This is a genomic window from Acidobacteriota bacterium, from assembly GCA_026707545.1.
Taxonomy (GTDB): domain Bacteria; phylum Acidobacteriota; class Thermoanaerobaculia; order Multivoradales; family Multivoraceae; genus Multivorans.
The window spans coordinates 1,866,485-1,880,249 of sequence record JAPOWR010000001.1; the positions used below are offsets into that span (position 1 = coordinate 1,866,485).

Annotated in this window: 6 protein-coding genes; 1 reads left to right on the forward strand and 5 read right to left on the reverse strand. The window is 67.4% G+C overall.

The window, feature by feature from the left end:
* Positions 1-37: 37 nt before the first annotated feature.
* Positions 38-1,768, reverse strand: coding sequence for a hypothetical protein (locus OXG83_07380; protein ID MCY3964841.1), 1,731 nt, complete (start codon positions 1,766-1,768; stop codon positions 38-40).
* 181 nt (positions 1,769-1,949) lie between these two features.
* Between OXG83_07380 and OXG83_07385 the strand changes: the two genes are divergently transcribed.
* Positions 1,950-4,658, forward strand: a complete 2,709-nt coding sequence (locus tag OXG83_07385) for a TonB-dependent receptor (protein ID MCY3964842.1) — start codon at positions 1,950-1,952, stop codon at positions 4,656-4,658.
* 21 nt (positions 4,659-4,679) lie between these two features.
* Here the strand turns inward: OXG83_07385 and OXG83_07390 are convergent, their stop codons facing one another.
* Genes OXG83_07390 through OXG83_07405 form a run of 4 tightly spaced genes read right to left on the reverse strand, consistent with a single transcriptional unit; the run spans position 4,680 to position 13,663 of the window.
* Positions 4,680-6,488 (reverse strand): ABC transporter ATP-binding protein, encoded by a 1,809-nt coding sequence (locus tag OXG83_07390; GenBank protein MCY3964843.1) that lies wholly within the window; start codon positions 6,486-6,488, stop codon positions 4,680-4,682.
* Positions 6,485-7,627: a hypothetical protein gene (locus OXG83_07395; protein ID MCY3964844.1), complete on the reverse strand. Its 1,143-nt coding sequence runs from the start codon at positions 7,625-7,627 to the stop codon at positions 6,485-6,487. Before OXG83_07395 ends, OXG83_07390 begins: the two co-directional genes overlap by 4 nt.
* Positions 7,628-7,681: 54 nt before the next feature.
* Positions 7,682-8,977 carry an NCS2 family permease gene (locus tag OXG83_07400; GenBank protein MCY3964845.1) on the reverse strand — a complete coding sequence of 432 codons (1,296 nt, stop codon included), beginning with the start codon at positions 8,975-8,977 and terminating at the stop codon, positions 7,682-7,684.
* A gap of 27 nt (positions 8,978-9,004) precedes the next feature.
* The gene (locus tag OXG83_07405; GenBank protein MCY3964846.1) at positions 9,005-13,663 is read right to left on the reverse strand and encodes an ATP-grasp domain-containing protein; all 4,659 of its coding nucleotides are present in this window, start codon (positions 13,661-13,663) and stop codon (positions 9,005-9,007) included.
* Positions 13,664-13,765 lie beyond the last annotated feature (102 nt).

Here is a 13,765-nt window from a genome sequence, read left to right on the forward strand (position 1 = left end):
CTACCAACGCGGGGCGTCGGAGCTTTCGGAACGGCCTTCAATCCCACCGGAACTCGGGCTGCAGCAACACCTCGCGCTCCCCGACCATGGGGATGCCGGGCAGTTCCAGCCGGTAGTAGTCCAGCGGAATCCCGCCGTACCAGTACGTGTGGCGTGCGATACGACGCGGGCGCTCGAGGACGACGCGGGTCGCTTCGCCCCCGTTCGCCTCGACGGGGACGAGGTCCACCGTCAGACCGGCCAGGGGTACGGGCGACCCGATCAGCATCTCGCCGTCCGTCCCCGGCCGAAAGCGGATACCGCCCTCTCCATGCGGCCAGACGCCGGCACCGATCAGCCGCACGCGAAGATCGCCGTGCTGGATGTCCGCCGGCGCCGAACTCAGATGGATCTGGGACGTCTCGAGCGGCAGGAGCCGCTTCGCGGCCGGTGAGACGTAGCGCAGCTGGCGCGAACCGGTATCGGGATCGATCACGACGGGGAAGGAAGCCGCCGAGCGCCACTGGGGCGCCACGAAGAGGGCAGCGACCAGGGACCAGGCAAGGAGCCAGCGCCGCGTCGGCGGCCGTTCGACGAGGAACCAGCACACCGGATAGAGCGGCAGAAACCACCGGTTCGCGATCGCGCCGGCGCCCCCGTAGAAGTTGTGCGGGCTCTTGACGAGGAACGCGGCGAGGCCGAGGGCGATGGCCACGAGCAGCCACCGCCGCCTCGAGTCCGGCCGGAGACAGAGGCAGGCGAGAACCAGGGGAAGGAAGTAGGGCACGATGCCGACGCTCCTCCCGAGGAAGGCGTAGACCACGTTGTGTCCGAGCAAGGCGGCGTCGAAGGAGGGCAACAGGAAGTCCTCCCGAACCCACGAGGCGTCGCCACGCGCGGCCAGCAACTCCGCCCAGCCTTCCCGGTCGAAGTCGATGTCGGGATAGCCGGTCGCGCTGCTGAACCCCTGCCGTTCACCGACGTACGGGCTCCAGGCGCCGCCGCTGGCCAGATGGAACCAGGCCGAGCCTGCGAGCAGGACAATGGCCGAGCCGAGGACGATGGCAGCCGACCTTCGCCCCCAGGACCGACGCAGCGTCGGCGCGGCCGCCAGAAGCACCGCCGCCAGGACGGCCAGGTAGAACGGTCGCCCGGCCCCGGCCACCGCCAGCAGGGCGCCCCCTGCCGCCAGCCGCCCGGGCGGCGGTCTCACGCCTTCGAACCACGGGTCGAGGCAACAGAGCCCCATCGCCGTAACGACGAGGTAGAACAGGTCGGCATGGACCCAGAACACGTGGCCGAACGTGACCGAGAAGAAGAGCAGGAACGCGGCCACCAGCGGTCCGTCGGCACCAACACGCTCGAACAGCAGGCACTCGAGCAGGAGGGCGGCGAAGATGAGCAGCAGCAGGTTCGCCACGATCGGCCCCCGCTCCGGCGCGAAGCGCACGAAGGGCGCGAGGTAGACCGAGTAGAAGGCGGGCTTCGCGTACACCAGGGTGGCGCCGCGGTCGGTGCTCTGGAGGATCAGGGGGTCCGGGACCTTGCCCGTGGTGTCCAGATAGCGCCGGTAGTCCGAGGCCTCGTACCGGCGATCGAAGTCGAACGCCAGGCTCTGGGCCTGCATCGAGTAGACGCCCTCGTCGCCCACCGTGTACGGCCAGTCCCGCGGGTCGAAGACGGCCACGGCAGTCGTAAGGACCAGGACCAGCGTCCATAGCACGGCCCGTTGCCAGGTCAGCCGCCGGCATGCCGGCCAGCCCCACCGGCGTTTCCCCGGAACGCTCATACTCTCCGGAGGACGGTAGCAGCCGCTTGCGAGAAGCCCCCGAACGCGTGTTTCAGCTACCGGGGAATCGGACAAGATGCGCCGTTGTTCGGTCCAAACGACCTCAAACTGTCCCCGAAGGGCCTCCCTGATGTAGTCTTCGCGGACGGTCGACGCGAACTGGAACCCATAGGAGTGTCTCGTGAAGAAACCTCGAACCGGTCTTTCCACGCTGTTGCCCCTCGTCGCCATCATGCTCTCGCTTTGCCTGGGCGCTCCGCTCCTGGCGCAAGAAGGCGATTCGCAGGACGAAGGCGAAGCGGCTGAAGAAACACCTGAATTCGGCGAAGCGATCGTCGTCGTCGGTACCCGGACGGAAGGACGGACTGTCACCGCATCCCCTGTGCCGGTCGACGTGATTCCCGAGACCGAGCTCGTCAGCCAGGGAACCAACGACCTGACGGACCGGATCCGCACCGTCGTCCCGTCCTACAACGTCGGCACCCAGCCGATCAGTGACGCGGCCACGCTGGTCCGACCCGCCAACCTCCGCGGTCTGGCGCCGGACCACACCCTGATCCTCGTCAACGGCAAGCGCCGTCACCGCGCCGCCGTCATCGCCTGGCTGGGTAACGGCATTTCGGACGGTTCCCAGGGGCCGGACATCTCCGTCATCCCCGCCATCGCGCTGCGCCAGGTCGAAGTCCTGCGTGACGGCGCCTCGGCGCAGTACGGCTCCGACGCGATCGCCGGCGTCATCAACTTCCAGCTCAAGGACGCGAGTTCGGGCGGAAGCGTCGAGATCCGCTCGGGTCAGTTCCAGGATGCGAACCCGGGCTCCAGCTCCGGCTTCGGCGGCCAGTACACGTTCGCCGGCGACAAGGGCATGTCCTACGCTGTGGCCGCGAACTTCGGCATGCCGATGGGCGAAAACGGCTTCTTCAACCTGAGCATGGAGTACGGCGCTGCCGACCCGACGAGCCGCAGCGTCCAGCGGAACGACGCGATCGCGATCATCAACACCGGCAACTCGATGATCCGCAACCCGGCGCAGGTCTGGGGCTCGCCGCTGGTCGAGGACGACATCAAGCTGTTCGCCAACTTCGGCTCGCTGTTCGACAACGGCACCCAGTTCTACGGCCACGCAAACTACGCCAGCCGGACGACGACCGGCGGCTTCTACTTCCGCAACCCGCACACGCGGACCGGCGTCTTCACCTACTCGGATCCGGCGAGGCGCGGCAAGTTCCTGCTCGTTGGTGACCGGGAATGGGCCCGCACCGGCGTCGAGGGCGCAGGCGGCTGTCCTGCCGTTCCCGTCGTCGACCACGTGCCCGACCCCGGTGCGCTGGCGGCGGTCGAGGCCGACCCGAACTGCTTCGCGCTCTACTCGCGCTTCCCCGGCGGCTTCACGCCCCAGTTCGGCGGCGACCTGATCGACTCCTCGATCGTCGCCGGCCTCCGCGGCTACCTGGACAGCGGGATGACCTGGGACCTCAGCGTCAACGTCGGCAACAGCGAGGTCGACCAGTTCATCTACAACACGGTGAACGCCTCGCTCGGCTACGACACCCCGACGTCCTTCATGCCCGGCATCTACGAGCAGACCGACACGAACGTCAACTTCGACATCACCTATCCGGTCCGGGACAACGTGAGCCTCGCGGCTGGTGTCGAGTGGCGGAACGAGCAGTTCCGGATCGGCGCCGGTGACCCGGCCTCCTGGGAAATCGGCCCCTACGCCGCCCAGGGCTTCAGCTCCGGTTCGAACGGCTTCAACGGCTACCGCGCCGATGTCACTGCCGGCACCTGGGACCGGGCCAACGTCGCGATTTACGGCGATGTCGAGATCGACGCGCCGGACGACAGGGGGACCTTCACCGCCGCACTGCGGGTCGAGGACTTCGACGGCTTCGGCAATACGATCAACGCCAAGGTGTCCGGCCGCCGGCAGGTGTCCGACGTCGTGTCGCTTCGCGCCGCCGCCAGCACCGGCTTCCGCGCGCCGACGCCCGGTCAGCAGAACGCGTTCAACGTGACCACGGCGTTCGATCCGGAGACCGGCGGACTGTCCAACAGCGGCACCGTGCCCTCCAACTCCGCGCCCGCGGCTCTGCGGGGCGGTGAGGATCTCCAGCCCGAGGACGCGGTCAACTTCTCGGCCGGCCTGGTCGTCGACAAGGGCGAGTTCACCCTGACGGCCGACATCTTCCATATCGACGTGGACGACCGGATCGCCCTGTCCGAGACGTTCCGCCAGTGCAACATCCTCGCCACTCCGGAACCGGGCTGCGTGACGGACGAGGAGATCGAGCAGTTGCTCTCCGGCGGTTTCGTCGAGGCACGCAACCTGAAGAACTTCAGGTTCTTCGTCAACGACTTCGCCACCCAGACCCAGGGTCTCGACGTCGTCGGCACGTGGACGCCGCCGGAGCTTGGTGGCGACACGAGCTTCAACCTCGTGTTCAACTACACGAAGACGGAGGTCACGGACCACAACCCCGACACGGTCGGCCCCTTTCGTATCGCCACGATCGAGCAGGGCCTGCCGGAGTTCCGCTGGACCCTGGGGATGAACCACAGCGCCGAGCGCTGGAACCTGATGACCCGCGTGAACTACTACGACGGCTGGTGGGACAGCGAGGACGCGCAGAACCTCCTCGGCCGGAACAACGCGCCGATGTACGGGGACTACAGCGGAGAGTTCCTGCTCGACGTCGAACTCGGCATTCCGCTGCCGAACGACACGTCGATCGCGATCGGCGTGCAGAACCTGTTGAACACCTATCCGGAAGAGAACCCCGGCGGCGCCGACGGAGTCGGCAACCAGTACGGCCAGTTCTCACCGTTCGGCTTCAACGGGGCCTACTACTACGTCCGCTTCAACTACGCCTGGGGCACGAGCTTCTAGGGCGGTTCCAAGAAGGCCCAATCAGCCGCCCGTCGCGAAACGGCTCGCGGCGGGCGGTTGTTGGCTTTCCAGGCTCTGCAGCAACCAGTAGCGGCGGTACAGCTCGTTCGTCTCGTACAGCTCCTCGTGACTGCCGCCGGCAACCAGCCGGCCCTGATCGAGGACGTGAATTCGCCGGGCCCGGCGCGCGGTAGCAAGCCGATGGGCGATGACGATCGTCGTCCTGCCCTCCAGTAGCTGTTCGATCGCTCGCTGAACCGTAGCTTCCGAGTCCGGATCGAGAGCGCTGGTCGCTTCGTCCAGCAGCAGAATCTGCGGATCGCGCAGGAAGGCCCGAGCGATCGCGATTCGCTGACGCTGACCCGCCGAAAGGCGCACGCCACGCTCGCCGACGCCGGTGGCGAAGCCCTCGTCCAGCCGCTCGATGAACGAGACGGCACCGGCCGCCTGCGCGGCCGCTCGGACATCCGCATCGTCCGCACCAGGCCTGGCGAGACGGATGTTGTCGGCCACCGAGCCGGAAAACAGGAAGATGTCCTGGGGCACAAGGGCGATCCGGCGCCGCAGATCGCTGAGCGCCAGATCGGCGAGCGGCCGGCCGTCGAGCAGCAGCTCACCCTGCTGGGGTTCGTAGAACCGTAGCAGCAGGGCGAACAAGGTGCTCTTCCCGGAGCCGCTCGGCCCGACCAGCGCCGCCAGCTCACCCGGCGCAATGTCCATGGACACGTCCGCGATGGCGTGTTGTTCGGAACCTTCGTAGCGAAAGGCGACCGAACGGACACTGAGCGCCGAAGCGTCCTCTCTCAACCGCACGGGCGACGGCGACTCCACAATCGCCGAACCCTCGTCCAGCAGTTGAAAGACGCGCTCACTCGATCCCCGCAACCTGCGGTAGCCGGCGTAGAGGGAGCCCAACTGGCCCACCGACGTGGCAATCGCGAACGTGTAGAGCAGGAAGGAAGTCAACTGGCCGGGCGTCAGTGCCCCGCCCAGCATCAGGTTCCCCCCGTATCCGAGCACCAGGGCGAAGGCAGAAAAACCCAGGAAGGTCATCAGACCACTGAAGGCTCCGTAGAGCCGTACGTTCCGCAGCTGGACGGCGAGCAGATCAACCAACCGTTCCCGGTAGCGGCCCCGCGCCTGATCTTCCGCCGAGAACGCCTGCAGCGTCCGGACGCCGGCCAGAGCTTCCTCAGCCCAGGCCGACGTCTCGGCGACCGCGTCGCGCTCTTCGACCGCGACCCGTTCGAGCCTCCGGCCGATGACCATGGCGAACACCACGACCGGCGGTACGACCAACAGGGCCACGGCCGTCAATCGCGTGTGGAGCACGAGCAGGATGGCCAGCACGCCGACGAACCGCGCTACTGCCTGGAGCCCGGACGGAATCTGCTCCGTCAGGGCCGTCTGAACGACCGTCAGGTCCGAGTTCATGCGCGACAGCAACTCGCCGACCCGCCGCCGGTCGAAGAAGTCGATCGAAAGGCCGACCAAATGGCCGAACAGCCGCCGCCGCAGATCGCGCAACAGACGCGCACCCGCGGCCCCGAGAAGCCACGCCTGAAAGTAGCCCAGTACACCGAGCACCGCGAACAGCCCGATCAACAGGCCGACCAGCTCACTCAGGCTTTGTTCCGACCCCGACTCGAGCGCCGTGTCGACGAACTGCCCAGCCCGCATCGGCACCACCAGAAAGACACCGGTCCCGGCGAGAAGGAGGACGGTGCCCGCGAGCAGAGGCCGCAGATACGGCCGCGCCAGGCCGTACAGGCGGCGGAACGGAACCGGCGCGGAAGACTGCTCGTCCTCCGGGGTGCTTTCGTCCCTCACTTCGTTACGGCGAGCGTGATGACGAGTTCGGGCCTGTCAGGACCCGCCACGGCCGCGGCAAAGTCCTCAGCAGTCATCGACATCGGTACCTCGAGCGCGACCGAACCGTGCTCAATCTGTTCGGGGAGGGAGCGCCCGGCTCGGCCGGACGCGCTACCGGACGCTACGACGGCGCTCTCGTCAGACCGCCCGGCCTCGACCAGGTCGATCTCGACGTCGACCCGGCTGCTCGCCTGCACGGCATGGAGGGCCAACTCCACCTGGAGTTCCACCCGGCCGCGCCGCGCCTTCCGGGACACCTCGAGGCGCTCGATCGTCACGCCCTCGCAAACGTAGGGCGTGGTGTCCCTGGTTATCCAGGCGTAGCCGTCCGGAAGCGCCTCGACGGCCCCCAGCGGCAGCCGCAGCACCATCGGCGACGCCATGGCGATGCGCTCGATGTCGGCGGCGTCGGCGGCGCGCTCCGAGTCCGGCGTCACCTCGCCAGAAGCCGGCGCCTGGACCTGGGAGGGCACCGGCTCGACCTCGACCGGTTCCGGGGCTGCTACGGCTTCGACGGCCGGAGCGGGCCGGTGCGCCGTCTCGGCGCGAGCGGCCGGCGCCGGAGACGGCTCGGCAGGCCTTGAAGGCTCCCTCAAGGGCTCATCCATGGACACGTAGTGGCCCTCGAACACAACGCTTCCGTTGGGATCACCCTGATCGCCCGCCGTCGAGGAGCGCGCCACGCGGGCAACCCGGCCATCCGCTTCCGGAGTCAGGCGCTCACCCCAACGCAACACCTCTCCCTGGACCGTCGTGCGCTCGCCTCGCAGCAGCAGCGCACCTTGGTCCACCTTGCCGGACGACCTGGTCATGACACCCTGGTTCGAGACGCTGAACCGGCGCCACACGCCGGCTGCCGCGTCGAAGGAGGTGTAGGTGCGGCCCGACCGGTCATCAGCGAACTCCCAGGTCTCGGCGATCAAGCAACCGTCCTCCAGCTTCTCCACCCGACTCCGGCCAACCGTCTGGCCGTCCGAGACCAGCCGCCACTCACCGACCAGGAAGTCGAGCGCGCCATGGCTTCCTTCCACCCCACAGGCGCCGTCGCTCTGCGCCCCTGCCGGAAGACCGGCCAGGAATGCAAGAACGGCCGGCATCAGAAGGAGGGCCGCTCCGACCCGACTTGTCGACTGCTCCATTGCTTCGCTCCGTCAGGTGCCAAGAAACACGATCTTCACCACGAACAACACCGCCAGAACCGCCACCGCCGGACGGAGCTGGCCGAACCGGCCGGAGAGCAGCTTGATCGCCGCGTAAGTGATGAAGCCGGCCGCGATGCCGTGCGCGATCGAGAAACTGAAGGGGATGGTCACGGCCAGGACGACGGCCGGCACGTATTCGGTGGCGTCGGACCAGTCGATCTCCGCCATGTTGCGGATCATCACGCTCGCGACGAAGAGGAGGGCCGCCGCGGTGGCGAAGTCCGGAATCGTCGATGCCAGAGGCGAAAGGAACAGAGTCAGCAGAAACAGGACCGCGACCGTCACCGAGGTCAGGCCGGTGCGACCGCCCACCTTCACGCCGGCCGCGCTCTCGATGTAGCTCGTGACCGAGGAGGTGCCGAGCACCGCACCCAGCACCGAAGCACCGGAATCCACGATGACCGCCTGGCGGAGCCTGGGCAGATTCCCTTCGCTGTCCAGCAGGTTGCCCTGCTTCGACACGGCGATCAGGGTTCCGGACGTGTCGAATAGATCGGTGAACAGGAAGGCGAAGATGACGCCGAAGAAGGCCGCATCGAACGCGGCATCGATCCGCAACTGGCCGAGAGTCGGCGCGAGCGACGGAATGGCCGAGACCGCTCCCTCCCAGTTCGCCTCGCCGACCAGCAGGCCGATCGCCGTCACGGCGAGGATACCGATCAGCACGGCACCGGCTTTCTTCAGAGCGTCGAGCGCCGCGATCAGCACCAGCCCGACGATCGCGAGGACGACGCTCCAGGAAGTCACGTCGCCAAGACCGACCAGCGTGTCCTCGTTCGTGACGACGAGTCCGGCGTTCCTCATCGCGATGAGGGCCAGAAAGAAGCCGATGCCGGCCGCTGTCGCCATCTTCAGCGAGCGGGGAAAGGCATTGACGATCCAGGTCCGGATCGGAAGCACGGAGATGATCACAAAGCAGACGCCCGAGATGAACAGCGCGCCCAGTGCCACCTGCCACGGATGCCCCATTCCCAGCACGACTCCATAGGTGAAGAAGGCGTTGATCCCCATTCCCGGCGCCAGGGCAATCGGATAGTTCGCATACAGACCCATCGCTGCGCAGGCGATCGCCGCCGCCAGACAGGTGGCGACGAAGACGGCGCCGTGGTCCATTCCCGCCTCACTCAGGATCTGCGGGTTGACGACCGCGATGTAGCACATCGTCAGATAGGTCGTCACACCGGCGACGACCTCTCGCCTCGCGGTCGTCCGGTAGCGGTCGAGCTGAAAGAGGCGGTTCAACAATGGCGCGCCCGATTCCCCTGCGGGGGCCTAACCGTCAGCTACCGGCCTGACGACGAACAGAAGGTCGCCCTGGTTCACGACCTGGCCGTTCGCGGCGTTGACCCGCATCACCTCGTACCGGGCGTCGCGGTCGAACAACTCGCCGCCGGCGTCGATCGACGACAGGGACACCGGGCGGAACAGTTTCATCGCCTCGATCAGGCACAGGGTCTTGTCCGTGCCGAGAACGTCTCCCACCCTGATGAAGGGCGGATCATTGGGAGAAGCGGCCGCGTAGAAGAGGCCGCCCGACGGCGCCTGGACCTTCAATTCGTCGCTACCCTCGATCTCGATCTCAGCGCGGTCCATGGTCGCCGAAACGCCCGCGGAACGCTCCACTTCGCGAACCAGCTCACCGGCGTCCACGCGGGAGAGGAAGCCCGGGAGATACCGCGTGTCGTAGTCGCCCGCACGGAACTGCTCGTCGTCGAGCACGCGCCGAAGCAGCGGGAGATTCGTGCAGACACCCTCGATCGCGACCTGGTCGAGGTAGGAACGCATCCGGGCGATCGTGTCCGCGCGATCCTTGCCGTGGCAGACGACCTGCGCCACCAGGCTGTCGTAGTACGGCGAGACGACCGTTCCCGAGTTGATCGCGGACAGCACGTCGATGTCAGGCCGCGCCGGGAACTCGCAGCGGCTCACCGTCCCCGGCGAGGGCAGCAAATCGATCCCGTCCGGCGTGACAACGACACGTTCCGCGTTGATCCGGACCTCCATCGCGTAGCCATCCTCCGTCGCCGGCGGGTCCTTGATGCGCGCACCTCCGGCGATCTCGAACTGGGCCCTGACGATGTCCACGCCGCTTGTCGCCTCCGTCACCGGGTGCTCCACCTGGAGGCGCGTGTTCATCTCCATGAAGTAGAGCTTCTGCTCCTCGAGGTCGTAGATGAACTCCACGGTGCCCGCGCCCACATAGCCGATCTTGCGGGCAATCGACCTGGCCGAACGGAAGCTCTCCTCGCGCAGCACCTCCGGCAGAGCCGTCGATCCGGACTCCTCGATCAGCTTCTGGTTGTTGCGCTGCACGCTGCAGTCGCGCAGGCCCAGAACGTTCACAGAGCCGTGCTGGTCGCAAAGCACCTGCACCTCGACATGGCGGAGCGACACGACGCACTTCTCCAGATAACAGTCCGCGTTGCCGAAGCTGCTCTCCGCCTCGATCCGGATCTCGGCGAACGCCTCCCGGAAGTCCTCCGCCCGGTCGACCCGGCGGATGCCCTTGCCGCCGCCACCGTGAACCGCCTTGAGCATCACCGGGAAACCGATCGATTCGGCCACCTCGAGCGCCGTATCGGCATCGGTGAGGATGCCTTCGCTGCCCGGCACGACCGGCACACCGACCTGCACCGCGGTCTGGATCGCGTTCGATTTGTTGCCCATCCGCCGCATCGCTTCGCCGGTCGGGCCGATGAAGTTCAGGCCGTGGCTTCGGCACAGATCCGCGAACGAAGCGCTCTCGGACAGGAACCCGATTCCCGGATGCAGGGCGTCGGCTTCCTCCCGCTCGGCAATCCGGATCACCGAGAGGGCGTTCAGATAGCTCTCGTCGGGCGTACTGCCGCCGATACAGACCAGTCTGTCCCTCTGCCGCAACATCGCTGCCGCCGGCGACTCGACATCCGGATCCGACTGGACGAGGACGACTTCGACGCCGGCTCTCTGGGCGACGCGAACCAGCTTCACGGCGGTACAGCCCCGGGCATGAATCAGGGCCCGCCGCACCGGCCGCGGCGACACGCTCGGCGCCGGGTCGGTGACCTCCGCCTCACGGCGACGGCGACGCGCCGACAGGAACTCGACACGCCGCTCCTCTTCGAGCAGACGCCCCAGGACGTCCTCGACCGTCTCCTCCGGCACCGGAATCTGCGAGTCGACCTGGCGGAGCTGATCGTCCAGGTCATCACAGAAGGGATGCTGGACGAGGCCCTGCATCGAACCCTCGACCTCGAGCAGGTAGTTCGACAGCGTCGAGGCCATCGGCAAGTGGGACGGAACGACGATCTGGCCGGCGAACGGCATGTTCGTGCCCGAGAAGTAGTAGGTCTGGACCAGGGGGTGGGTGACCAGGCTCGCCTGGGCGCCGCCGGTGCAGTCCCCGTAGCCGAAACAGATCACGGGCAGGTCGTTGTCGCGCACGAACCGGGTCAGCCGATCGTTGACGATCGACATCGAGAACAGGGCGCCGGCGCCCTCCTTCGTCAACATGCCTCCCGACGAAATGAAACACACCACCGGCAGCCGCTCCTCCGCGCAGCGCAGCAGCAGCTTGCAGAACTTCTCGGAGCTCGCCATGTCGAAGGAGCCCGCCTGGAAAGCCAGGTTGGAGACCAGGACGCCGACCCTGCCGCCGGCCGGAACGCCTTCCCCGTCGCCGGCCGCGCCGGTTCTGATCCGGGCCAGGCCGGCCACCGTTCCACACGGGGTCACTCCCTGTTTGAGCGCCCGCTCGATCGAGACCCGGAGCCCCGGGAAGCCCACCGGATCCGCGGTCATCCGGTCCGGTTCGATCTCCTGTACGTCGGTGAAGAACCGGTCCAGAATCGCCTGAGGTCGCCGGGGAGTCCGCCGCTTCTGCTCGCTCAGCACGTCTTCGAGAAGCAGGTCGCGATAGGCCGCGTCGAGGCGGTTCCAGAAGTCCTTGATGCCGATGTTGCGGGGGGAGATGCGGCCGTCGTACGCGCGGATCCCCTGCTCGTCTTCGTAGAAGTTCGGCAGCAGACGCTCGAACAGGAACGTGACCAGCCCGAACAGCGGCTCGGAGATGCGCGGCATCTGCAGCCGCTTCCACTCGGCCACCGACTTGAGCAGCCGGCCGCGGCGTGGATGCCTCGAGAAGTGGCGCAACCACGAACGGAACTGCCGGCGAAGCCGCGCCTCCGCCTCGGCGGCCACCTCCGCCTCGAGTCCGGCCGTCAACTCGCCCAGCGCCGCGTTCAGCGAGTGGCGCAGCAACAGGTGGACCGACTCGCGGGCGATCACGTTCTCCCGGCGGGCCTCGCTGGCGATCTCCCGCAGGTGCAGGAAGATGTGATCGTAGAGGCGGTCGAAACAGATGAAGTTCTCGCATTCGCGCCGGAACAGCCGCAAGAGCTGCGGCTGGAGGATCACGTCGAGCACATTGAGATCCGCCGCATCCGGAGCGAGGCCTTCACTGGCGACGGGTTCCGACTCCGCGACGTCCTCCGCCTCGACCGCGCGCATGACGTCCAGCAGCCGGCCGAAGTTGTCCTCCGCCGCGTCCTTCCACTGGTTGTACAGGTGGAAGCCGAACTCGAGCAGCAGCTCGGCGCGGGCACGGTTCAGGTGGTACTCGCGGCTGCCAAGCAGGAAGGACGCCAGTCGGCCCCGCCCCTCGTGGAGCGAGTCTCGGGCCGCGGCGTAGCGCTTGTACGTTCGGCTCAGCACGTCGTCGTAGCGCACCGCGAGCGGGTTCTCGAACCAGCGCTCGAAGGATGCCCGGCGCTGCCGCTCGCGGCGCGCCCGGGCTGCCCCGGCCGGGACCTCGGCCGCAGCCAAGCGACCGTAGCTGGACATGGTCGTCGAACTCAGGCGCCGTCGGAGTCCCAGATAGCGCAGGTAGCGGAAGGCGATGCCGAAGACGTTCACCTGCTCCGCCGGACTCCGCAGCCGCGAGAGAGGCGCAACCTCCTGGAGCGCCGTAAGGCTCAGGGACGGATCAACGTAGCGTTGCGTGTTGCGGCGGTAGTGCTCGAAGACCGCCGGCTCATCGCGCACGAAGGTCTTCGCCCGCTGCTCGACGACCGCGATCGACGAAGTCACCGCCGCCTCGAAACACGCCAGCCGATCGCCACCCTCGCCGGGAACGAAGTCCACGACTCCGTCCAGATACCCCTGGTCGTAGAGCTCGTAGGCCGAAACACCGACGGCCTTGGCGCACTCCTCCCAGGACAGGTCGTACCGGCGCACGATGTTCGCCAGGCCACGCGGCTGAATCGTGTTGAACACTCCGTCGCGCACCGACAGCAGCACGTTCGTCGTGGCCAGGGGGATCGCACCGCCGGAGTAGCCGTTGCCGAGCACGATGCCGACCGTCGGCGCGTGAAGCTGGGCCATCTCCGCGATCAACCGCGAGATCGAATGGGCCTGGTTGCCTCGATTCGCGGCCTCTCCCGCGTCGGCTCCGGGCGTGTCCATCAGGGCGACGATGGGCAGGTTGCGGCCCGCGTAGGAACGAACCACATCGACGGCCAACAGGTGGTGCTCCGGCATCCACACGCCGTTCTGGACGGAGCGTTCCTGGGCCAGCACGCCGAACCGGCGGCGCCACCCCTCGATCTCGGTCTCGAACACCGCGGCGTAGAGCGGACCGTGGTGGCTCTCTTCGATCAGATCCCAACTCGTGGCGAGCAGAACTTCCCCGGCGCCAACCCGCCCGGGGTCCTCGGCCGGGGCCACAGTGCGCCGGATGTACTCGTCGACCTCGAGAGCCGCGAGCCTCTTCAGGGTCCGGCGAATCCGCCGCCGGGAGATCAGCCCGGCGATGCCCCCGGCCCGGCCCGCAAGGTGAGACTCCTGGGGCCCCGGAACCAGGGAGAACGACTGCGCCCGCTGCTCCGCGTCGCGGAAAAGCGGGTCGACTGCACCTCCTCCAGGGGCCGCCTGACTCTGAAGCAGGATCGTCATGCCAAACGCCTAGTTTACCCGTTGTTCACTCCGGGATGGCGAATCAGGCGAAACGGCGCGCACGCCGCCCTCTATTCCCGCCGCGCTGTAACCCACTGGAGC